At 36.7% G+C, this 21,619-nt stretch carries 17 protein-coding genes; 2 read left to right on the top strand and 15 right to left on the bottom strand.

All coding sequences use genetic code 11. The features are described 5' to 3' along the window. Window positions 1-24 precede the first annotated feature (24 nt). The 4 genes from galE to FE785_RS02325 form a co-directional block, all read right to left on the bottom strand. Window positions 25-1,020, bottom strand: a complete 996-nt coding sequence (gene galE, locus FE785_RS02340) for a UDP-glucose 4-epimerase GalE (RefSeq protein ID WP_275115353.1) — start codon at window positions 1,018-1,020, stop codon at window positions 25-27. Between the two features lie 189 nt (window positions 1,021-1,209). Beyond that, a complete protein-coding gene (locus FE785_RS02335) occupies window positions 1,210-3,345 on the bottom strand; it encodes a YjbH domain-containing protein (RefSeq protein WP_168188893.1) in 2,136 nt (711 codons plus the stop codon). Further along, complete coding sequence (locus FE785_RS02330) at window positions 3,342-4,100, bottom strand: capsule biosynthesis GfcC family protein (RefSeq protein ID WP_138564026.1); 759 nt, start codon at window positions 4,098-4,100, stop codon at window positions 3,342-3,344. The genes FE785_RS02335 and FE785_RS02330 overlap by 4 nt, the downstream gene beginning before the upstream one ends. Beyond that, complete coding sequence (locus FE785_RS02325; RefSeq protein WP_138564024.1) at window positions 4,064-4,759, bottom strand: YjbF family lipoprotein; 696 nt, start codon at window positions 4,757-4,759, stop codon at window positions 4,064-4,066. The genes FE785_RS02330 and FE785_RS02325 overlap by 37 nt, the downstream gene beginning before the upstream one ends. On the opposite strand from FE785_RS02325, the gene FE785_RS02320 reads away from it, so the two are divergent. Further along, a complete protein-coding gene (locus FE785_RS02320; protein ID WP_138564022.1) occupies window positions 4,742-5,194 on the top strand; it encodes a hypothetical protein in 453 nt (150 codons plus the stop codon). The two genes, FE785_RS02325 and FE785_RS02320, sit on opposite strands and share 18 nt — an antisense overlap. 182 nt (window positions 5,195-5,376) lie before the next feature. Here the strand turns inward: FE785_RS02320 and FE785_RS02315 are convergent, their stop codons facing one another. Both FE785_RS02315 and FE785_RS02310 read right to left on the bottom strand, forming a co-directional pair. Continuing rightward, on the bottom strand, window positions 5,377-6,420 hold the full coding sequence (locus tag FE785_RS02315; protein WP_138564020.1) for a Wzz/FepE/Etk N-terminal domain-containing protein: 1,044 nt from the start codon (window positions 6,418-6,420) through the stop codon (window positions 5,377-5,379). Further along, complete coding sequence (locus FE785_RS02310; protein ID WP_138564018.1) at window positions 6,420-8,999, bottom strand: SLBB domain-containing protein; 2,580 nt, start codon at window positions 8,997-8,999, stop codon at window positions 6,420-6,422. The genes FE785_RS02315 and FE785_RS02310 overlap by 1 nt, the downstream gene beginning before the upstream one ends. Window positions 9,000-9,156: 157 nt before the next feature. On the opposite strand from FE785_RS02310, the gene FE785_RS02305 reads away from it, so the two are divergent. Then, window positions 9,157-10,545: an undecaprenyl-phosphate glucose phosphotransferase gene (locus tag FE785_RS02305; RefSeq protein ID WP_138564016.1), complete on the top strand. Its 1,389-nt coding sequence runs from the start codon at window positions 9,157-9,159 to the stop codon at window positions 10,543-10,545. A 73-nt stretch (window positions 10,546-10,618) separates the two neighbouring features. Here the strand turns inward: FE785_RS02305 and FE785_RS02300 are convergent, their stop codons facing one another. From FE785_RS02300 to glmS, 9 genes are read right to left on the bottom strand one after another with little or no spacing between them, the layout of a single operon-like run. Beyond that, on the bottom strand, window positions 10,619-11,827 hold the full coding sequence (locus tag FE785_RS02300) for a glycosyltransferase family 4 protein (RefSeq protein ID WP_138564014.1): 1,209 nt from the start codon (window positions 11,825-11,827) through the stop codon (window positions 10,619-10,621). Window positions 11,828-11,837: 10 nt separating this feature from the next. Next, window positions 11,838-13,103 (bottom strand): O-antigen polymerase, encoded by a 1,266-nt coding sequence (locus tag FE785_RS02295; protein WP_138564012.1) that lies wholly within the window; start codon window positions 13,101-13,103, stop codon window positions 11,838-11,840. Next, window positions 13,100-14,035, bottom strand: a complete 936-nt coding sequence (locus FE785_RS02290; protein ID WP_138564010.1) for a glycosyltransferase family 2 protein — start codon at window positions 14,033-14,035, stop codon at window positions 13,100-13,102. The genes FE785_RS02295 and FE785_RS02290 overlap by 4 nt, the downstream gene beginning before the upstream one ends. Then, a complete protein-coding gene (locus FE785_RS02285) occupies window positions 14,032-15,120 on the bottom strand; it encodes a glycosyltransferase family protein (RefSeq protein ID WP_138564008.1) in 1,089 nt (362 codons plus the stop codon). The genes FE785_RS02290 and FE785_RS02285 overlap by 4 nt, the downstream gene beginning before the upstream one ends. Next, the gene (locus FE785_RS02280; protein ID WP_138564006.1) at window positions 15,117-16,364 is read right to left on the bottom strand and encodes a polysaccharide pyruvyl transferase family protein; all 1,248 of its coding nucleotides are present in this window, start codon (window positions 16,362-16,364) and stop codon (window positions 15,117-15,119) included. Before FE785_RS02280 ends, FE785_RS02285 begins: the two co-directional genes overlap by 4 nt. Further along, window positions 16,365-17,318: a nitroreductase family protein gene (locus tag FE785_RS02275; protein ID WP_138564004.1), complete on the bottom strand. Its 954-nt coding sequence runs from the start codon at window positions 17,316-17,318 to the stop codon at window positions 16,365-16,367. Next, on the bottom strand, window positions 17,315-18,502 hold the full coding sequence (locus FE785_RS02270) for a polysaccharide biosynthesis protein (protein WP_138564002.1): 1,188 nt from the start codon (window positions 18,500-18,502) through the stop codon (window positions 17,315-17,317). Before FE785_RS02270 ends, FE785_RS02275 begins: the two co-directional genes overlap by 4 nt. A gap of 35 nt (window positions 18,503-18,537) precedes the next feature. Then, window positions 18,538-19,710: a non-hydrolyzing UDP-N-acetylglucosamine 2-epimerase gene (gene wecB, locus FE785_RS02265; protein ID WP_138564000.1), complete on the bottom strand. Its 1,173-nt coding sequence runs from the start codon at window positions 19,708-19,710 to the stop codon at window positions 18,538-18,540. Beyond that, complete coding sequence (gene glmS / locus FE785_RS02260; protein WP_138563998.1) at window positions 19,707-21,572, bottom strand: glutamine--fructose-6-phosphate transaminase (isomerizing); 1,866 nt, start codon at window positions 21,570-21,572, stop codon at window positions 19,707-19,709. Before glmS ends, wecB begins: the two co-directional genes overlap by 4 nt. Between the last annotated feature and the right edge of the window lie 47 nt (window positions 21,573-21,619).

The raw sequence follows: 21,619 nt of genomic DNA, 5'->3' as shown, positions 1-21,619 counted from the left end.
CATTTGCAAAAGCATTTTACCCTTTTAGATTTGTTTCTTTTCCCATGCCCATGCATGACGAACAATAGTTTCTAAATCGACATATTCAGGCTTCCATCCCATTTGCGTCATAGCTTGAGTTGAATCTGCGACTAGTACTGCTGGATCACCGAGCCTACGCTCTCCATTTTTTATGGTTAAGGTGCAACCATCCTGTGCTACAACTGCTTTAACAACTTCTATAACTTGTTGCACGGAAAATCCTGCCCCATTTCCCAAATTAAATGCTAAAGCACCTTGTGCTTTGCACGATAAAATATAATCTAACGCCAAAGCGTGGGCTGAGCACAAATCATTAACGTGAATATAATCACGAACACATGTTCCGTCATCTGTAGAGTAATCAAGCCCAAAAACTGTAATCGAATCTCTTTTTCCTGAAGCTACCTGCAAGGTTAATGGAATCAAATGAGTTTCAGGATCATGACACTCGCCAATCTCTCCTTCTGGATCCGCTCCACATGCATTAAAGTAACGCAAACTGACCGAATTCAAACCATAAGCATCAGCATAATCCTCTAAAATACGCTCAATCATTAATTTACTGAAACCATAAGGATTAATTGGTTTTTTTGGATGAGTTTCATCTATTGGCACATAATCAGGCTCACCAAAAATAGCCGCTGTTGATGAAAAGATAAAGTGTTTTACACTGTGACGAACCATCACATCCAGTAGATTTAGCGTATTACTGACATTGTTGCGGTAATATTTGGAAGGATTAACCATAGACTCGCCAACTAAGCTATTCGCCGCAAAGTGCATTACGCCATCAAACTTGTTTTCAGCGAATAAATTTTCTAACAAATGAATATCTGCAAGATCGCCAACAATTAACTTGCCATATTTAACGGTTTGACGAAACCCCGTAGAAAGGTTATCCAACACAGTAACTGTATGCCCGGCTTTACAAAGCATTTTCACCATGTGTGAGCCAACATAGCCTGCTCCGCCAACAATAAGGATATTAAGATTAGTCACTAGTATTTTTTTCTACTTCATTTGTGTTCAATTCGTTACTGCTTGTCGCCACTTGCTCTATTACACCAGCTATCAACACTTTCTTCATATTTTTTCACCCCTCATGTACTCTTTAATTGATTTAAAAAACCAAACTATAACGAGGAAACAACTATATTTAGTTTAAACATAAGCTTGTATTCTAAGCCATTAACGAAGAACATGATCAAATGAGTTTTTCATAAACTTAAGACTTCTTGTATCAGTCATATCATATAACTCATATTTTTTGACTAACTTCTGACCACCATCACGAGTTAAGAACTGCCATCTAAAATTAGCGGTATCTCGCGTTGATTTGAAAGTAAATAAATTCATTGGAAAGGTCATATAAAAACCTTTATCAAAACTACCTTCACCAAAATCTTCAGCCGATACATTTGTTTTTGTTGCCCAGAAACCTAAGCGAGCGCCGCTTCTAAACTTTCTACTAAAATCAATCGTAACACCGACATCTTTAGCCAAATAGCGCCCTGCAGAGACTTTAAACAAGATATCGTCCTTGTTCTCGTAATAACCTGTAAGGTGCCCTGTAGTCACTGAATAATCCCGCAAACCGAATCGCTGATCGAAATCTCGCTGTTTGACATGGTTTAAATCTAACCCAACCGCCCAATTACCTAACGGACGATACATCACCTCGGCACCAACCCCTGCATACATCGATTCCAAATAACCGGCATAACCAATTGCAAACCAGTTATCACCCAACTTCTCAAAATCATTAAATTGAAGATTCTGAATCCGCAACTTGGAAGTTTTTAGATAGTCTTTAATATATGTTCTAACAGGCGGCAATTTTGAATAGCCATCAACTTTGTAGAGATTATAATTGTCAGCTAACCCAAGCTGAACAGAGCCACTGGCCCAGCGATTCTTGTTCAAAAAATAATTCGTATCGAGACTGAGACCCAACTGATACAAAACAAAAGAATCTGGACCACCATAACTTGCTGCGAAAAAAGGGAGTATTTGGTAGTTAAAGCGATGTTGTTTAGAATCAAACAACATAGATTTCACACTGTCTGAATTTTGCTTTTCACTACCCGGTAAAAACTCCGTTTTTTCAAGGATTTCGCTCTGATCAATCTCAAGATTGGCAGCTTTTTCAAAAGTTGCCTTATCGAGCTTGACTGCCACAACTTCTTGCCCAAATGCTGTATCACTAACAACTATACTATTAACATCTTCAAGCTCTTCTTGATTGACCAACACTCGGGCTACACGCCCAATTCCCATAGCACTATCCTGAAATGCTTTAGGCTGCCCAGACACAATTACTGAACCGTCTCCCTTCTCAATCGACTCAACAGCATAACCGGATGATAGTGAAATCTCATTAGCGACATCCTTCCAATCTCTTGTGGATTTATAGACAGTAGAATCATTAACCTCAACCGGCTTTGGATCAAAATACTTTTCAGGGCCTTTTGAAGTTAAATTAGTGCGTAAACTAAGACCCAGCATCAAAGTATTGCCGCGAACAACTCCGGCATGTAAATCAACATGTTTGCTTGGGGAATAAACAACATCAAAATTGATTGGAATGTCCTGTTTCAGGTCTCCACCTGCAGGTTCATTTCGGTAATTATTGGCATCGTACTCAACCTTGGCGACCAACGGCAAACTGTCGAAATGGTATTCCGCGCCACCAAATAGTGAAACACCTTTTCCTGAAAACGGTTTAAACTTAGTCAAGTTACCGGCATTTCCTGTTAGCGATGCTCGGGAATCAAAAAAACTTGATAGATAGGTGAATGGATTTTTTAAGTGCTCACGCTTACCCAGATAACCCCACCCCATTCCCAGGGTGAAATCCATATTTTTAATTTGTTTACTGGCAGTTAAGTATTCACCGGAAAACAGACCTGTTCCACCAATATCATTAATTCCTAAGGATACCTCTGGCAAAAAATAGGTTTCTTTTACCAGACGGACTTTAATATCCGTCGATTTATCTTTATACGTCTGACTTCCGGAAAAACTTGCTGGGCCATAAGGTTTGGTGGCGATATCGGTATATTTAAACAACGCCTGTAGCCATGGCAATGGCTGAGCGGTAACTACATAACGCGTATAGGGATGGTCACCAGAAAATTGAATACTCCACTCACCTTCATCAAACATTCGAGCAGTTGGCATCATAACCAAGCCCGTTGGCCCATTAGCATTTTGCGTAACTCTCAAAGATTTTGCGTTTGAAAAATCGCTTAGCAGTATTCCACCCAAAAGCATTACAGAAAGTGAAAAATTGCTAACGCTACCTTTTAGGGGAAACCAATTCATTGTAAAACTTCCTGAGTAGCCAACCATAAAGTCAACTGCTGATAAAAAGAATCATCAACCCCTGATAAAGGGGATATCAACCAGCCACCCGGTGCAACATAATTTTTTCCTGTCGTCCAGACGCCAACTTTATGTTTTTTTACCTCCCCATCGGGTTGTACCGACCATAACCAACCATGCGTACAATCAGAACAAATATCCATTTCATTATAAATATCGGTAGTACTCAAATCAGAGTCATAAGTCCTTTGCGACTGCGAAAAACCAACTAAGTTGATTTTTTTAGGCTGGCTTGGAAAATAAATGGTAGATTCTTGAGTCAGGACACGGTTTTTTTGCGGCATCGCCTCAACATGAAATGAGTCAAAATCAGAAGGAAGAACCCTACCTGTAACGGGTTGTTTGACGATTAACTCGAATAATGCTTGTAAATATTCAATAGTTGCGGCCGAATCTGCCTCTGACATCTCATGCTCTATTTGTGACAATAACGCCCGTTTCTGCTGTGCTTGCTGCTGCTCTAAGGAAGCCATACTCCAACTAGTACCAAGCACATAGGCACAAGATGTCAGCTCTGTATTTTTGAGAACATCTAATAATGAAATTTTGGCATCCACTTGAAATATTTTTGGCTCGGCAACGCACCCATCGACTTGAACAGTAAAAGCACTACTGATCGAGGGAATACCAGCACAAATAGAAACGAAGAATAACAGCTTCAAGGCGCGATAAATTCTGGTATGGTATTGATCCATGGTTTAATCACTTGATAATGAATTTTTGGCACATCGGGCCCCCATTTTTGAATGGACTCCCAGATAAAACCTGTAGAAACATCCTTCCAATAATAATTGGTATAACTGAAATTCATTGACGGGATCGTCAATTGTTCCGAAACCCTAAACAATCTAACAGATTTGCCAAACAGTTGACGCTCTTCGTAGCCATCACCCTGAATGCGAACACTGGCTTTCACATCAATGCGCTTAGATGACAAGAAATCTATAAACATAGGAATAGTAATGACTTGATTCAACTTCACTGAAGCAAGCTGTAAATTTTGCCAGATCGGTGATGGACGAATAGAAGATATCTCCGAACTCACATTATATACTTGCACAACGCGGCCATTTTCAGAGGTGAAACTAAAACGATTCTTGCTATACCACTTCTGTTGATTATCAACGAGATACCCCAACACCATCAATACAGGCGTACCATCATTAACCATGGTTCGAATACTAGCATAGGGCAAAGACTGCCCTTGTTGCCAAGTCAGTGGATTCTGCTGCTCTTTAATCGCCAAATAAGTCTCATAAAAATTATCAAAATAGCTTTTTTCAGATTGATTGGTAGAACAACCAGCTGCCAATAATAGCAAAAGAAATAATAGAGTATGTTTCATAGCCGCCATAAAAAAGCCGCCAATCAAGGCGGCTTATCATTAAACCCAACAATAACCCTAAGTTATGGTGCTGATGTTACTGTCGTTGTTGTGTCATTGCTTGCAGAAACTGCAACCGCTGTTGCCGCAACAATCGCTGCCGTTGCCGCAGCAACCGTAGCAGAAATACCACCAACAGCTGCACCAGTTGCCGCAGCTACCGAACCAGCCGCACCAGCTCCAGCTCCAGCCGCACCAGCTCCAGCCGCACCAGCTCCACCAGTGCCTCCGGCACTTCCCGAAACAACACCTGCAGCCGGACCTGCATTAACTACACCAGAAAACATCATAGCAACCAAAGCTACCGCAAATAATTTAGAAAGTGATTTCATCGCCATTCCCCTCGACTTAAACCAAAAAAAAACATCACTGCTGCCATTATTTATAAAAAATTCAACAATGTAAACAATTTAATCAAAATTTAATGCAGTATTTTCATTATTTCACTCTGCCATGAAGGCTATTTAGATTCGGAAAGCCTATAAAGAAGATGTTTACTTGCTCACAATCAAAGCCATTAATTGATAGTTCCATATAAATCGATGGAACAACCGCTAAATATCATTGAACCCAATCCTTAAGAAGGATTAAGCTTTTGAGCCTGCGCGCCAATTCAAAATCAACGCCAAGAAAACCCCTAGCATCAATCCTAACACCATAGCCACTGCCACCATTAAAGTCTTTTTTGGACTTACCGGTTGTTCAGCTACTATTGCAGGATCAATCACTTTAAATACATAATTTTTTTGCACTTGTGCAAAAGTGATCTTCTTTAGATTCTCTTCAATACTTTTTAAGGCAATATTGCGAATATCCTGCAATTGAATATCAGTAAGTTTTGAGTTCATAAAATCTATATTGGCCTGCGCTTCCTGCAAGGCTTTTTGACGCAACTCTTCATCCACACGCTGAACCAATTCATTTGCCCAATCGCGAGCTTCAACAGGATTGGACCATTTGACAGTTAAGCTGTACACACCAGATTTTGAATCTTCACTTACGGTTAAAATATTGGTTAGAAACAAATCTACCGCCTCATAAATCGAAGGCTCACCAGGCAATAACTTTTCTTTACCTTGGTAGGAATAGACGCCTGTTTGCTTATCGATATCACCAAAGATAGAAGCCTTGATAGATGACACTATTGACGGTTTATCAATCCATTGCTGCTTATCGGCATCCCAATTTTGATTAAACAAAACCGGCTTTAGGTTTTTCTCTGCAATAAATTCAGCAATAAAGCGCTTCGATTTTAATACTTCTACAGCTTCAGCAGCTACAGGAACATCACCGCCGGATGGCAATGAAATCCCAGCCAAACTAGCAAGCCCACCATATTTAGCCATTAAACCAGAAGCACCACCATCAGAAGACACCGGCATTAACTTAACACTGGCTTCATATTTTGGTGTCATCTGAACACTGATAAAAATCGCCGATACAGTGGTTATAAAAGTAATCAATAAAACAAGCCATTTTCGGGACCAAATTGCTGACCACAATTCAGCAAGGTCAATTTCGTCATCGACATAATTAGACGTTGATTTATCCAAAATTTTTCTTAATTCTTCTGCAGTCAGTTCAATCTTATTGTTTGAAGGACTCGCTCGCAGCTGTTGATTATCCGCCATCAATTAATCACCCCCAAAGTCTGCAAGGTTGCCGCTGTAACTGCTAGGTTAGACAAAATTTTGGTCACCGCTGTCCAGGTCACTAATGGACTCATGCGTTCAACATCCATTGGCACAACAATGGTGTCCCCTGGCTTTAAGACAAAATCGTTCGACATCAGACTAAAGGCACCAGCTTCATAGGGTACAATCGAACCATCACCGCGAACAACGTAAATCGATTCGTCATCGGCGCGCTTTGTAATACCCCCTGATTGCTTAAGATAATCTTGAAGTGAAAGATTTTTTTGATACAACAAGGATGCAGGACGAGAAACCTCTCCCATGACTACAATTTCATTGGCGCGCTTAGGGATATATAACTCATCACCATTACGCAACTCTAACTGCAAGGTTGCATGATAACGTTCCAACTCTTCAGGATTTAAACCGACAACCAGACGTCCCACAGCAGGCGTTTCTTTTACCTTTTGTACAAGGCTTTGCCCCAAAGCAACAAGTGCTTGAGCGCTGTTGGCGTTAGTACCTTCCGTGCCACTATTTTGCTTGATAGAAAACAATAGATTTTTTTCCAACTCGTCAGCCATTGCATCCATTTCTTGACGTTCTTTATCTTTCAGGCTTTCTCGGGTAAACACCACATTTTGCGGGGCCGCCCATTCGGTAAAACCACCGGCACGAGTCAATAAATTTTCCAACGTATCACCCGGCTTAATAACATAGGTACCCGGATAAGCCACCTCGCCTTTAACAACCACAACACTTGATGCGTCCTCCCAATCCGTAACACGCTTAATACTCAAAGCATCATAAGACTGTAAAGCAATATTGTTTTTCTCATCACCTGCTATAGCTTTCTCTAGGTTTAAAGTTAAAGTTTTGATTTGACGCTTCTCACCATCAATCACCTGGTAACGTACAACCTCAACCTCCTGCAACATCGCCGATGGCAATAAACCACCACCTAATGCGATCAAATCACTAACATGCATTCCTTCAGTTAAAGGATAGCTACCTGGAAACTTTACCGGACCGTTAACGAGTACTTTAGTATTTGGTGCTTTCAACACCTCTTGTTTATCAAGCGCATCGATAACCACTTGCACTTGTGTTTTGCGCAGCTCTGCATCTTTTTTAGATAGAACAATCAGCTCATCCCGAGGCGCTAAACCAATATTATCTTTAGCATCGGGATTAGCCACCGCTTTTAACCAGCTAGCGCTTTGAACAGAATATTTTCCCGCAATATCCGTTTGTCGCTTGATTAAAATCGCCTCTAAATCCGCATCATTGGTAAATTGTTTGCGCGATGACAAAACGTCTAAAAGCTTAGTATCTGAATTTACGGCAAAAACACCTTCAAGCGAGACCTCACCCGAAAGCTTAACCAAATCATCCGTCTCACCTTCTACTTTAGCTACAGTAATACTGTCACCATTCTCCACGTGGAACTTTTTACCTTTATCAGCATTTAAATCAAGACTAAAACTTTGACGGACTTCCGGTGCTGTAATGCGTGAAACAGTCACAGACTTTGAATAACCGTTTTTAGACAATCCGCCCGCTAAACCTATTACGGAACTCAGTGAGTTTTCATTCTTTAACTCATACAGCGCAGGCTTTAGCACCTCGCCCTGAATTGAAACTTGTTTTTGCACTCGTGGAATAAAAACCGTATCGCCTGGCTGTAAGCGCGTATCATCAGATGTATCGCCTCGCAACATCAAATCATAGAGATCTAAAGTTTTAATCAATTTACCACGACGCTTCAATTGAATATTTCGATAAGAAGCAATATCGCTTAGACCACCACTGACATAGAGCGCGTGAGTCATCGTCGCCATACCGCTCACCAAATAAGATCCCGGTGTACGCGATTCACCTAAAACAAAAACCCTAAATGAACGCAACTCACCCATCGCTATAGAGGTTTCCACCCCGACACCTAATGTGCGCAACTTATCAGTTAAAAAAACTTTGGCTTCGTTAAAAGATAGACCCGCAACAGAAACAGGACCCAAACTAGGAATATTTAATTGACCATTACGATCAACAACCAAATCATAAGACTCGTTTTTAGTACCAAAAAGATTGATTTTAATTTGATCGCCAACACCGAGAATGTAGTCAGTTGGCACAGGAATACTGCTGACAGGAGCAAAAGTAGTTGGCATACCCGCAAATAATTTATAACCAAAAGGATGCAACTTCTCTTTTGGAGGCAACTTAGTTTGCGCAAAGTTATTAAAATCAGAAAACAAAGATTCCGAAAGATGCTCATCTTTCAGAACTGATTTTAGAATTTCTTTATCAGCTTTAGAATTAATCTGCAATTGAGCGCCATCATTTACATGATCCCCGCCCGCCCTCTCAAAACTTAACGGAATGACAGTATCTACTGGTCTTTCTACTTTTTGTTTAGTGCTAATTGCAGAACCCGACTGGTATTTTTCAATTAACACCTGCTTTTCTTTATCTGACAGACTTTGAAACATTTGAATTTGTTCTTCCGTCGGCGTAAAAGCTTGTACCTGCCATGATGAAACCAAAATTAAGAAACCAACCAGTAAAATTCTCACACCCTTAACTTCCACTTAGATTTTAATGATAAACCGATTATAAACACCCTAACTTAAATTGCTACAATTTAATGGCAACATACTTAACCCGAAGCGCTTAATTATACGTATAATCTTGAAAACCAAAGACCAGCAATAAAATTTATGAAGAGAGTTTATGCAATTCAATATCAAACCTGACAACTCTGGCTTTGTATGGCTACATAGAATAATAGATATTATACTGCCACCTGTTTTACTCTATCTCACGGTAGTCTCTATAGCAAATATAGACTGGCATGATCGCTATACAATCATGGGAACTTTAGGCGGCTTTATTTTCGTCACAGCGGCTCAGATGGTGGGGACGTACCGAAACTGGCGTGGACGACCTTTTTTTAATAGCGTCATTCTCATACTAAAAGCCTGGACGTTAACATGGCTTATTTTGATTCTAATCTCCTTTTTATATAAAGACACGGCTAACCTTTCTCGTCTAACTGTTATAATCTGGGCATTGGTAACACCTGCGATACTTATCAGCTATAGACTTGCGATTCGCATTCTCCTTGGTTATTACCGATTACAAGGAAGAAACTGTAGAACAATAGCTATTGTAGGAGCAGGGAAAATAGGCCAACACCTTGCTCAAACAATTAAAGAAACACCATGGTTAGGCTATCGTGTCATTGGCTTTTATGACGACAACCCTAAAATACTAAACACCAATATTAATGAAATTCCAGTATTAGGCACGATCGATCAAGCAATCAAGGATGCCCAAAACCACCAATTCAACGAACTATACATATGCTTACCCTTAAGAACTGAGCTAAAAATAAAATCATTACTCAATCAACTTACTAATAGCACGGTTGTAGTAAAATATATTCCTAATCTATTTAGCTTCGACCTAATGCATGCCCAATGGATAAATTTAAAAGGCATACCTGTAATTAGTGTATTTGACTCTCCTTTAAACAGTACCACAGCACTCCTTATTAAACGAATTGAAGATATTGCACTATCAAGCATTATTTTACTTCTAATAAGCCCAGTCATGCTTACCTTGGCCATAGGAGTTAAACTCTCTTCGCCCGGCCCCATACTTTACCGTCAAAGCCGCATTGGCTGGAATGGTGAAAATTTTAATATGCTTAAATTTCGTTCCATGCCTGTTGACGTAGAAAAAAATAATGTGCACTGGGGCTGTGCAAAAGACAAAACAAACACAAAATTTGGACGCTTTATTAGATCTACCAGTTTAGATGAATTACCCCAATTTTTGAATGTGCTTAATGGTGATATGTCGATTGTTGGCCCAAGACCAGAAAGAGATGTTTTTGTAGAACAATTCAGAAAAGAAATTCCTCGTTACATGCAAAAGCACATGGTCAAGGCTGGGATTACTGGATGGGCACAGATTCATGGATGGAGAGGAGACACTTCCCTTGAAAAAAGAATCGAATACGACCTTCATTACATCAATAACTGGTCTCTATGGCTAGACATTAAGATTATAGTACTCACTATTTTCAAGGGATTCATAAACAAAAACGCTTACTAATCAAAACGCATTAAATGGGGCGCTTTGATTTTACACTATCTTTTTCAATAAGATATGTCAGATTTGGTCTGAATTAATTCAGCTCAGAAATCATCTTATAAATTTTATCAGTCTCTTTTGCTATATAAGCCCAATCATATTTTTTAGATGTTGCTAAGCTCTTCTTTTTTATAGCCTCGTATAATTTACGATTATCTAATAACTCTTCAACCGCCAAGTACAACTCATTGCTATTTTCGGGCTTTACTAACAGGCCGTTCTCCCTATCTTTTATCAGCTCTGGCATTCCTCCTACGTCAGTAGCCACAACGGGAACTCCTGTTGACATTGCTTCGACTGCAGCAAGAGAAACTGCCTCCATTAAAGAGGGAATAACAACGATGTCACTAACTTGATACAAGCATTTCATTTCATCAATATTTAAATTCCCGAGTAACCTAACAAGACTACCATCATTTAACTTAGATAAATGCGACTTAATCTCCTCAAGATATTTGGGATATCCTTCATAATCACTACCGGCAAATAAAAAAACGGCCTTTCTCTTTTTAAACTCTAACTCATTATCAATTATTGACTTAACAAGATAGACAACCCCCTTAGTAGGAGCCCAACGCCTTGGACAAGAAATAACTACATCATCAACGGAAATCCCCATAGCGATTTTGATTTTATTTTTGTCCTCTAAAGATAAACTTTTAAAGAAATTTAAATCAGCTCCATTATGAATTGTTTTTGACGGTACAAGAAAATTTGGAGTAAGCTCCTTACTCGGCCCAATAATAAACCTAAAATGGGAAAGCAAATATTTTAACAACCACCGCCCAATAAAATACTTTCTAAAAAACAAGTACTCACCGGTATGGTTAGTTAATATGCATTTCACACCTTCATTATTCAAATATTTTGTAGTAAACATATTGCTTATAAAATCATGCTGATGCACCAAGTCAGGCTTCAATAAAGCAATCTCTTTTGCAATTTTTTTTCGCCCTATAACAAATTTTGCTTTATTTAAAAAAGCTGACAAGAAGCCACCGAACTTGGCACCATTAAATTTATTTGTCCATTTGAAAATCCGCGGAGACTTAACAGGTACGTACTGAACGCTTACTCCATCAACGACAATCGATTCCTTTTGCATAAAATCATCATCGATAGGCTGAACAATAGTAATGTCATTTCCAAGCTTTTGCAGCTCTTGCGAAATAAAATAAATGTGGTTTTCAATACCACCTATGTTACTACCATAATTAAAAACACTTAAGAAAACTATTTTCATAAATTCCTTTCTATATATCGCGACTATATACAACTTTTGCTTTGTGTGAACTAAATAACAGTTGTCGTAAAAATTTGATCATCAAATAAATTAGAACAATGATTCCAATACCAATAGAATAATTAACCAACACATAAACCGGATTACCTGATCCATATGCAATAAACAACATATACTCAGAAAAAAGGAATAGAGATGCTTTAAGCATTGTTCTACTTTTGTTTGCGCAGACATATGTGTAGACATAAAGCCAACCGGACAAAAAAGATAAAATAACCGCACCAATAAAACCAAACTCTAGATAGAAATACCCAAAAATACTTGGAGTAACCGGAACAGTAAAATCACCAAGTTCCACTCCATAGAAACTTGCTGAGAGCGCAGTATTAACAGTGTAAACATCACTATTACCAATCAACCTCATAAACGGATAGACAAGATCATTCAATACTCCATAACCATATCCAAAAGAATAATCTGAATGAAAAACATCAATAATATAGTCAAAAGTATTAGCATTAATAACAGTTAACCGGTTAAGAATATAAACAAATAAATCTTGGTCTTGAAGTGTTTTATATTGAGAAAAAGTAAAGAATACGTATATAACAACTGGCACTAGCGCGACAACCATATAAAAAAATTTAATCCGGTTATCAGTTAACCTGTACGTTAATATTAGTAAATGTATAATTACGACAATTGACGACTTAAAACCAGCAAAAAGTATTACTAATATCGGAAAAATTATAAATACTAACAATACCTTAATATTAATGAATTTGAAATAATACAAAACTAGCAAGAGCACTAGATAAAACAAAATAGAAAAATTTACAATCCTGCTAGGCAATCCAAAAAAACCCGAATGAGAGGCCTGAAACCGAAGAGTTTCCACCTCTTCACTAAAAAGCGGGATACCAACAATGAAGTAGTGATACACGCAAAAACCTATAAGCACAATGGAAAGAAAAAAAAAGTCAATCCTAAAAGAAGAAAACCCTTCAATCCTAATTACCTTTTTTCTCTCAATTTTTTTTATGGACCTCTGATTTAATGCTGAAGCTACAGCAATACCTAATAAAAACGAAACTAAAAAATATAAAAAATATTCAAATGAAGTGTATTCTCCGTCATCAACTCCCATTAAAAACAGCCCAGTCAACTTAAAAGTAAATCCAAGCAACAAGAAGTGCAATAATGAAAACTTAAATCCGAGCTTACTCAACAAATAAAAGACAGCAAATAGAAACAAAAAAAACGACAAAGCAATCATGAAAAAAGCGTTGCCTTGAATATGACTTTTGCATTCGAAAATTTTCCAATAACTAACCTATGCAAAATATAGACTGAACTTAAACAATAAATTATTGGCAAACGTAAAGGAAAATGTTTTTTGGTAAACTTTATCCTACTTCTAAAACTATGGTACTCTGACAACTCAGTTTTATAACAAGTATTATTTGATGATCCCGCAACAGCCCCTTCCTTATGATAGACAATACTATCTTCTGAGTATGCGAGTAAATAAGAGTATTTGGGTAGCCTTTTAGCTAAATCCATTTCTTCAAAATATAAAAAATATCTTGTATCAAACATTCCATATCTTAAAAAATACTCTTTCCTGAAGAACATTGATGCACCACAAATATAACTTTGTTTTTTTTCAACTTCACCTTCAGACAGACCAGCCAAATTAATATATTTCGAAGTCATTAAATAATCGTTAAATATAGCCCCAGAGTAGCATTGGATACTTTTACTATGTTGATAATAAATTGTCGACCCACATATCAAGGAATTAACTTTGTCCATTTTTTTTATCAACGACTCCATTGCCAAATAATCTACAACAGTATCATTATTCAAAACCCATATATAACGACTAGAATTCAAATGGAGCGACAACTCAATACCCAAGTTATTACCACCACCATAGCCTAAATTTTCATCAGATTTAACTAAAAAAAACCTAGCTTCAAGCCCAGAATCCCGTTTAAATTCTTTTAAAGAAGCTACTCCTGCATACTCACCAAAATCCAACAAGAAACTATTAATCTTTTCGATTGACTCATTGCCCGAATTATTATCAATAACGATTACCCTAAATCTTAAACAACTACTCTTAAGTAACGAAGAAATACAGTCAATCGTATCCTCATAATTTCTATAATTTAATACAACAACATCTACATCATAGTTTTTCATATTTTATTATCTAAAACTAAATTTATCTCTTTTGCTCTAACTTCCCAGGTACTATTTGAAATATATTCAACCGACTCTTCTTGAGATGCTTTAGGCCCTAAACCGCCATTAACCAAGCTTGACATATAATCAAAAAATTTTTCTTTGCAAGAATATAGATATATAAATTTATCAAATTTTTTTACTTCATCATAATCTATGACCACAGTTGGTTTATTAACTTTGATATATTCATAAACCTTAACCGGATCAACAGACCTAATTAATTGATTAAGCTTAAATGGCATTATAAGAGCGTCTGAAGCAGACATTATTGGAAAAACTTTATTATGACTTACTGGCCCAACATGAAGAATATTTGGGTGAGATGGAATATCCACATCAGATGGCCCGACGAGTAAATAGCAGATAGTCGAATCACATTTTAGTGAATTCAATATTAAATCAAAATCAAACCACTCAGAAATTGTGCCCACATAAGTAACAACTTTAGCATTCCTATTTATAGAATATTTATCATAGATATCTATTTCAACTTCATTATTAAAACCAGATTTAACACCATTATTCAACACATGATAATCATGATGCCCATAACGCTCTATTAAAACATTCTTTAAATAACCTGAGCTTACAAATATTTTATTGGCTCTATCAACAACCTTTTGCTCATAAAGGTAAGTAAACTCTTTTTTTCTCACATTGCTTAAGCAATCAGGAAAACTCAAATGATCATCCATGCAATCATATATCAGAAAAGAGGTTTCAGGCAAAATCTGTTCAATATAACTATAGAGCAAAGGATCTGTTATCCATACATATTGATAATTCTTTAACACCTTCCTCAATTGAAAACCAACAACATAAGGATTGAACTTTTGGCTAATAGAACTCTTAATAAATGGCAACCTATAAAGTGTTTTTACAAAATTAGGCTTTTTCTCTTTACTTAAAAGTTTTGAATTAAAACCCTTCAAACTATAAACATCAACAGAACAATATTTATTTAAATTTTCAGCAATAAAATGCGGCCTCTGTTTTGCCCAATCCCAAGGTATATGCATCAAATAAAGTACTTTTTTCATAACAAGCTATTCTCAATACCCATAAATGAATCAACTACACCTTGTGCAATTTCATCAGTTTTATTTGTGATTTTATCCACTAATAAAATCCTGTTTTTTTCTATATCAGAGAATAACCTATCAAAATCTGTCTCAGTATACTTATCTGGCTCTATAATATAGTCTTGCAGGCCGTAATCATTCATCACCTCAAAAAATTTTTCATGATACGAAATAGATATTACCGGCACCTTCATCGTTAGACCATAAATCATTGGATGAGTCTTATGCGTTACAACACAAAAACTTTTAGAAAAGATTCGTAATGTCTCAACAGGATTTTTATCCTCGACTAAAACATCAACTTGGTTAACTATTGCACCTGGTAATGCTTTTAACATATTCATGATAAAAGCTCTTTCATCTCCAGACATTCCTTTATACTGCATTGGTATAATTTTTACCCTACACCCATACTTCTGAATGACTTTTCGAATAATACTTTTATATATTTCACAATTTCTATCTAAACTTTTATTATCTGCAGTATATACACAAAGAACTACATATTTTTCTTCCGAAAAATCTGTTTTTGCATTTATAAAATGATTAGCAGAAAAAACTGTATCATTAACTAAAAATACACTTTTCCCCACAAAACTAGAATATTGCTTCACCCACTCTATAGAGGATTCCCCTCTAGCAAATACATATTTACAGTCTCGTATCATTCTTCCAAACAAAACTTTAAAATCTTTATTAACGTCTGACAAAGGGCCTACTGATTGTGACCACAAAACCATAGATTTGCCACGTAAATTCACGTACATCATATCCAAAAATTGTTGATTCATCCCACCAGAATCTAGCACTGTACTAATATGATGGCCACCTGTACTAATAATTAAATCACTTGTTTCAATAGCTTTTTTAAAGTCATCATTAAAGATGTAAGTAAATAAATTCTTAGCCGCCTTGGTAAATAACTGATTACTTAAAGCTTTTAAAATTAGAGGAAGCAAAACAACATTTTGAAATTTAATAACAAATTTTGAAATTAAATTGAAAATCTTAGCATTAGAAAAAAGCCCTCTACGCCCCCAAGGCACAGTTTCAACATTATTATCTAGCCAAAAAGGTCTTTCACCACTTATTGAAACAACCACCTCGCAATTAAACTTTTTTTCTATCAACTTCAATAAAAAGAATAAAACCGAATTATCCCCTTTATTATGACTGCAATGGTTAATCACTGTAATTTTCACTCAGTCCACCTTCTTAACAAACTCATTTACACCTAACTTATATGGCGGCTCAACATCATACATTGCAGCTCCCAATACCATATTAAAACAAATGATATTATCGGAACGAATACCTAATATTTTTTTTAGCTTACTATTAGCTTCTTCTGAAGCATGTGACCAATTCAACACACAAGTTGAAAAGCCCTCCGCATGAGATCTTAAAACAACATTTTGAGCAGCCAATGAAACATCAATATATGGCACATGCCTTTCAGTAGGCAAAATATAGCTATCCATATCAGCTACAAAACTTATAAAAACTGGGGCACGGTTCATTGCAGTAGCACCAGAGTTCAAACTCATACACGCCTGAACTTTCTCAGGATTCATTGTGTAAAAAATTCTGACCGTTTGTCGATTACAACTATTTGGCGCCCAAACAGCTGTTTGAAAGATTTTGTTTAACACTGTAGCACTTGGTACATTTTGACTAAACCAACGAATACTTCTTCTTGTATAAATCAGCTTATCAATTGTCTCAATCTCATTATTCGCAAACACTGGGACAGCCTTATTAAAACTATAATCCTGCAGCCCCCCACCTTCCTTTTTTTGAAGTAAATTATAGCTTCTAACTATTTTATCTCTATATACCAACTGTTCCCTGCTTATGCTCGCCCCGCCAATCTTAGACAAATAGCTAATGATTGCCTTAGAGCGTCCAGCCTCTCTTTCAAAACTCTGCAATCCCTTTTCGGCAATATGAGCATTTTTCAAAAATAGACAATTTTCATTACCCCCTCTGTAATAAACTCCTTGAAATGCACACTTCCACAGCCATTTTATTTCTGAACTCGTTTCTTTATCAACAAACATTAATTTAGGCCTAAGTAACAGAAAAGTTGCTATTTTTGATTTTTTAGAGTGTTTACATAAAAACTTATATACACTTTTTTTCATATATTTAATCATTGAACACTTAGCCTTCTTAAATCGTAATAACGCATCATAACATTGACAAAACTTCCCAAAAGCAATGCATAAGCAACAGCATAAAGGCCAAAACTATCAATAAAGAGATAGGAACCTAAGATTGATATCAATGATGAAACCAATATTGAGGACAACGCTAAGCTAGTTTTTTTATAAACAATATAAACAAGCCCTAGTACTGAGCTTAATATAAACAAAATCGAAGATACCAACAAAACAAACAACAACTCACTGTCGACATTAATTAGGATTGAATTATCCACATTATAATAATCCTTGGCATAAAGAACCCCTCCCCACACAACTATTCCTATCAATAAAAATATAACTCCAATTTCTACTGATTTATTTAGTAAAAATACTTCTACATTTTTATTCTTTCTGTAAACGGCTAGTGCTTGATTTTGGATAACAACAATAATTACAGAAAATAAAATAGGTAAAGCCCAAGATAACCTAAAGTTTATTGAAAAAATTGCTAAATGAACTAAGTTTGTTTTCAAGAGAATAATGTATTTAAAACCTGAATTCAAAAGCAACCATAAAAGAGCATTTGGTATTAAAGCTACACTATATATAGACATTTTTTTTAGAAGCACGATGTTTATTTTTGCACCTGCACTTAAAGTTCTCTTGAAATACAAGTGAAAAATTATGGAGGCTAGAATTGCGGTCAGAGTTATTACTTCATAATATGGAAGTCCAGAATCAACATACAATGAAAAAATACCAGCTATATATGAAAGCGAAATGATAAAAAATTCCACAACAGAACTTTTAAACAATTCACCACGACCTTTAAGAAATTCAATTATAAAAAGCCCATACAAAATCGCAGCAACGTAGGAAGGAATAAAAAAAAGAATTGAGTTTGAATGTTGCGCCAAAAGAAATAAAACCACAGAAAAGAGCAAAAAATAAACACTACGATTCACTATCGCATGAATCGTTTGAACATACAAAGACTCTCCAATAAACCTAAATACAGCAGTATGCAATTGAAGTGAAATTAAAGGTATCAAAACATAAACAGTGGTTATAAATATTTCCCACTCACCTAGTTCTTTTAACGTCACAAAAGAAGCTAAAGCAAAAAATGAAACTCCAAAAATTAGTTTATTAGCTACTTGCAATAACAAATAGCCTTTATGGTTTTTAATCATTTGGAGAGGATTCACCCTATTTAAACAAGATCAAATTAAAACTTTTCTTTTTTTAAAAACTCTAAAATTTTCTTGCATGAGTTCCCATCACCGTAAGGATTGTGTGCTCTACTCATTTTTTGATAAACTGAAGAGTCATTGATTAGCTTTTCAGCTTCTTCTACGATATGAACAACATTTGTACCAACTAACTTCACAGTTCCTGCACTTACAGCTTCAGGTCTTTCGGTATCTTCTCTCATAACCAGCACCGGCTTTCCAAGTGAAGGGGCTTCTTCTTGAACACCTCCACTATCGGTTATTATAAATAACGACTTGTCCATTAAGTAAATGAACTCTTCATACTGTAAAGGCTCAATTAAAACAATATTGCTAACATTTGATAATAACTTTCTTACAGGGCCTAAAACATTAGGGTTCATATGGACTGGATATACAATAGATACATCTGGATTCTTCTTAGCTATTAACCTCAAAGCACTACAGATATTTACAACCCCCTGCCCATGATTTTCTCTTCTGTGTCCAGTAACTAAAATAAATTTTTTATTATCAAAATCAAAATATTGTTCAGACATTTGTCTTTTTAAAGACGAAATAATTCTACTTTTTAAACATTTGTTTGAATTTATTTCGTCCAAAGCTAAATACAGAGCATCAATAACTGTATTCCCAGTAACAATAATCTTATCTCTATCTTTGCCTTCATTAATCAAGTTATCTTTTGATATAACTGTAGGTGCAAAATGATAATTAGCTAGAACACCTGTCAATTGGCGATTTGCCTCTTCGGGCCATGGTGAATCTAATTTATAAGTCCTTAAACCCGCTTCGACATGAGCAATTTTTATTTTTTTATAAAATGCGGCTAATGCCACCGAAAACGCAGTAGTAGTATCGCCATGCACAAAAACTAAATCGGGAGAAAAATCCTCGAGTACGGTTTTCATTCCTAACAAAATTTCTGAAGTAACTTCATACAACCCTTGATTTGACTTCATTACATTCAAGTCATAATCTGGCTGAATATCAAATAATGATAGAACCTGATCCAACATTTCTCGATGCTGCGCAGTTACGCAAACTCTTAAGTCAAAATATTTTTCTTCTTGAAATGCTTTAACTAGAGGCGCCATCTTTATAGCCTCCGGCCTTGTACCAAAAACAATTAATACTTTAGTTGTAACCCTACATTTATCTTTGTTCATTCTACTGTCACTGATTTTGCTAAGTTTCTCGGCTGGTCAACGTCCGTACCTTTAATTAAAGCAACGTGATAACTCAAAAGTTGTAGTGGTATATTAAAAGTAATAGGGGCAGTAATACGTCCAACATTTGAAGTTGCCTTTACCACCCTCATATTGCCTTCTGAATCAACATTAGATTTCTCATCTTCAAAAACAATCATCTGCCCACCGCGAGCTTTTACTTCCTGAAGATTAGATTTAAGCTTTTCAAGCAAGTCATCATTAGGCGCAATCGTTACGACTGGAATGGCTTCATCTATCAAAGCCAACGGCCCGTGCTTCAATTCCCCCGCAGGGTAAGCTTCAGCATGAATATAGCTGATTTCCTTAAGCTTCAAAGCCCCTTCCATCGCTATCGGATACATGGTGCCGCGCCCTAAGAACAAAGCACTGTCTCGATCTGCAAAACATTTCGCCATTTCTTTGATCACATCTTCGTGCTCTAGTGCTTTCTGAATTAATCCGGGAAGTTTTTGCAAGCCTTTGACAATAATATTTTCGCGCTTTTCGGTCATTAAGCCTTTGCTTCTACCAACTGCTGTCAGCAACAACGCTAAAGCAACGAGTTGAGTGGTGAAAGCTTTAGTAGACGCCACACCAATTTCAGGACCTGCATGAGTTAAAAATATTAAATCTGATTCACGAGTTAAGCTTGATTCAGGGACATTACAGATACACAAAGTGGCAATATTTTTTTCTTGTTTGATTTTTTTAACCTGCTGCAGAGCAGCTAGAGTATCTGCCGTTTCCCCAGACTGACTGATAGTTACAAACAAAGTGTTATTCAAAACCACCGGGTTGCGGTAGCGATATTCACTGGCGACTTCTACAAAACACGGTAAGCCAATAATATCTTCAAACCAATACTTAGCTACCAAACCGGAATGATAAGAAGTACCACAGGCGATAATTTGAATTTGATTAACTTGCTTAAAGATTTCTTCTGCTTGGTGACCAAAACTGGATACTAAAACATGATCTTGAGAAATACGACCTTCTAAAGTATCAATGACAGCTTGCGGCTGCTCAAAGATTTCTTTGTGCATATAATGGCGATGCTCGCCCAACTCTACCGAATTAGCCGATAATTGCGATTGTTTAACCGGGCGTTCAACTTTATTGCCAGCAATATCGTAAATCACCACTGATTCACGGGTAATCTCTGCGATATCACCCTCTTCCAAAAAGATAAAATTTTGCGTCACCGGCAATAATGCGGAAACATCAGAGGCAATAAAATGCTCACCGATACCGATACCTATCACTAGAGGACTGCCTTTTCTGGCAGCAATGAGATGATGATTATCTTGCGGAGAAACTACACCTAAAGCATAGGCGCCATCAAAGGTTTTTACGGCTTTTTGAACAGCTTCCAACAATGTTTTCGATGATTGCAAAAACTTATGCACCGCATGAGCGACTACTTCGGTATCCGTTTCTGAAGTGAATCGATAACCTTCGACGATTTGTTCGGCTTTAAGCGATTGATAATTTTCGATAATACCGTTATGAACTACGGCAACCTGATTATTACAGATATGAGGATGAGCATTGTTTTCCGCCGGCACGCCATGGGTTGCCCATCGGGTATGCGCAATACCTATAAAACCATTGAACAATGCGCTTTCAGATCTTTTATAAGCTTCAATACTGGTTTCTAAGGCGCTTATTTTACCCAGCGAACGCACACGTTCAATTTCTTGATTTGCATTTAGAAGAGCAATTCCAGAGGAATCATAACCTCGGTACTCTAGACGTTTTAAACCTTCCAATAAAATTGGGACTATATTTCTTTCGGCAACTCCGCCAACAATTCCGCACATATTTTCTTAAAACCAGTGAAACTTGTTACAGACTACTAACAGCCTGA

Origin of the sequence: Thiomicrorhabdus sediminis, from assembly GCF_005885815.1 — a bacterium.
GTDB classification, from domain to species: domain Bacteria; phylum Pseudomonadota; class Gammaproteobacteria; order Thiomicrospirales; family Thiomicrospiraceae; genus Thiomicrorhabdus; species Thiomicrorhabdus sediminis.
Note: the sequence above shows the minus strand (reverse complement) of the source record. Positions and strands in the feature narration are given on the sequence as shown.

Coding starts and splice junctions, on each gene's coding strand:
- FE785_RS02335 (WP_168188893.1), bottom strand. CDS start 3,345: ATGAATTGGTTTCCCCTAAAAGGTAGCGTTAGCAATTTTTCACTTTCT.
- FE785_RS02330 (WP_138564026.1), bottom strand. CDS start 4,100: ATGGATCAATACCATACCAGAATTTATCGCGCCTTGAAGCTGTTATTC.
- FE785_RS02320 (WP_138564022.1), top strand. CDS start 4,742: ATGTTTCATAGCCGCCATAAAAAAGCCGCCAATCAAGGCGGCTTATCA.
- FE785_RS02325 (WP_138564024.1), bottom strand. CDS start 4,759: ATGGCGGCTATGAAACATACTCTATTATTTCTTTTGCTATTATTGGCA.
- FE785_RS02315 (WP_138564020.1), bottom strand. CDS start 6,420: ATGGCGGATAATCAACAGCTGCGAGCGAGTCCTTCAAACAATAAGATT.
- FE785_RS02305 (WP_138564016.1), top strand. CDS start 9,157: ATGCAATTCAATATCAAACCTGACAACTCTGGCTTTGTATGGCTACAT.
- FE785_RS02300 (WP_138564014.1), bottom strand. CDS start 11,827: ATGAAAATAGTTTTCTTAAGTGTTTTTAATTATGGTAGTAACATAGGT.
- FE785_RS02295 (WP_138564012.1), bottom strand. CDS start 13,103: ATGATTGCTTTGTCGTTTTTTTTGTTTCTATTTGCTGTCTTTTATTTG.
- FE785_RS02290 (WP_138564010.1), bottom strand. CDS start 14,035: ATGAAAAACTATGATGTAGATGTTGTTGTATTAAATTATAGAAATTAT.
- FE785_RS02285 (WP_138564008.1), bottom strand. CDS start 15,120: ATGAAAAAAGTACTTTATTTGATGCATATACCTTGGGATTGGGCAAAA.
- FE785_RS02275 (WP_138564004.1), bottom strand. CDS start 17,318: ATGATTAAATATATGAAAAAAAGTGTATATAAGTTTTTATGTAAACAC.
- FE785_RS02270 (WP_138564002.1), bottom strand. CDS start 18,502: ATGATTAAAAACCATAAAGGCTATTTGTTATTGCAAGTAGCTAATAAA.
- wecB (WP_138564000.1), bottom strand. CDS start 19,710: ATGAACAAAGATAAATGTAGGGTTACAACTAAAGTATTAATTGTTTTT.
- glmS (WP_138563998.1), bottom strand. CDS start 21,572: ATGTGCGGAATTGTTGGCGGAGTTGCCGAAAGAAATATAGTCCCAATT.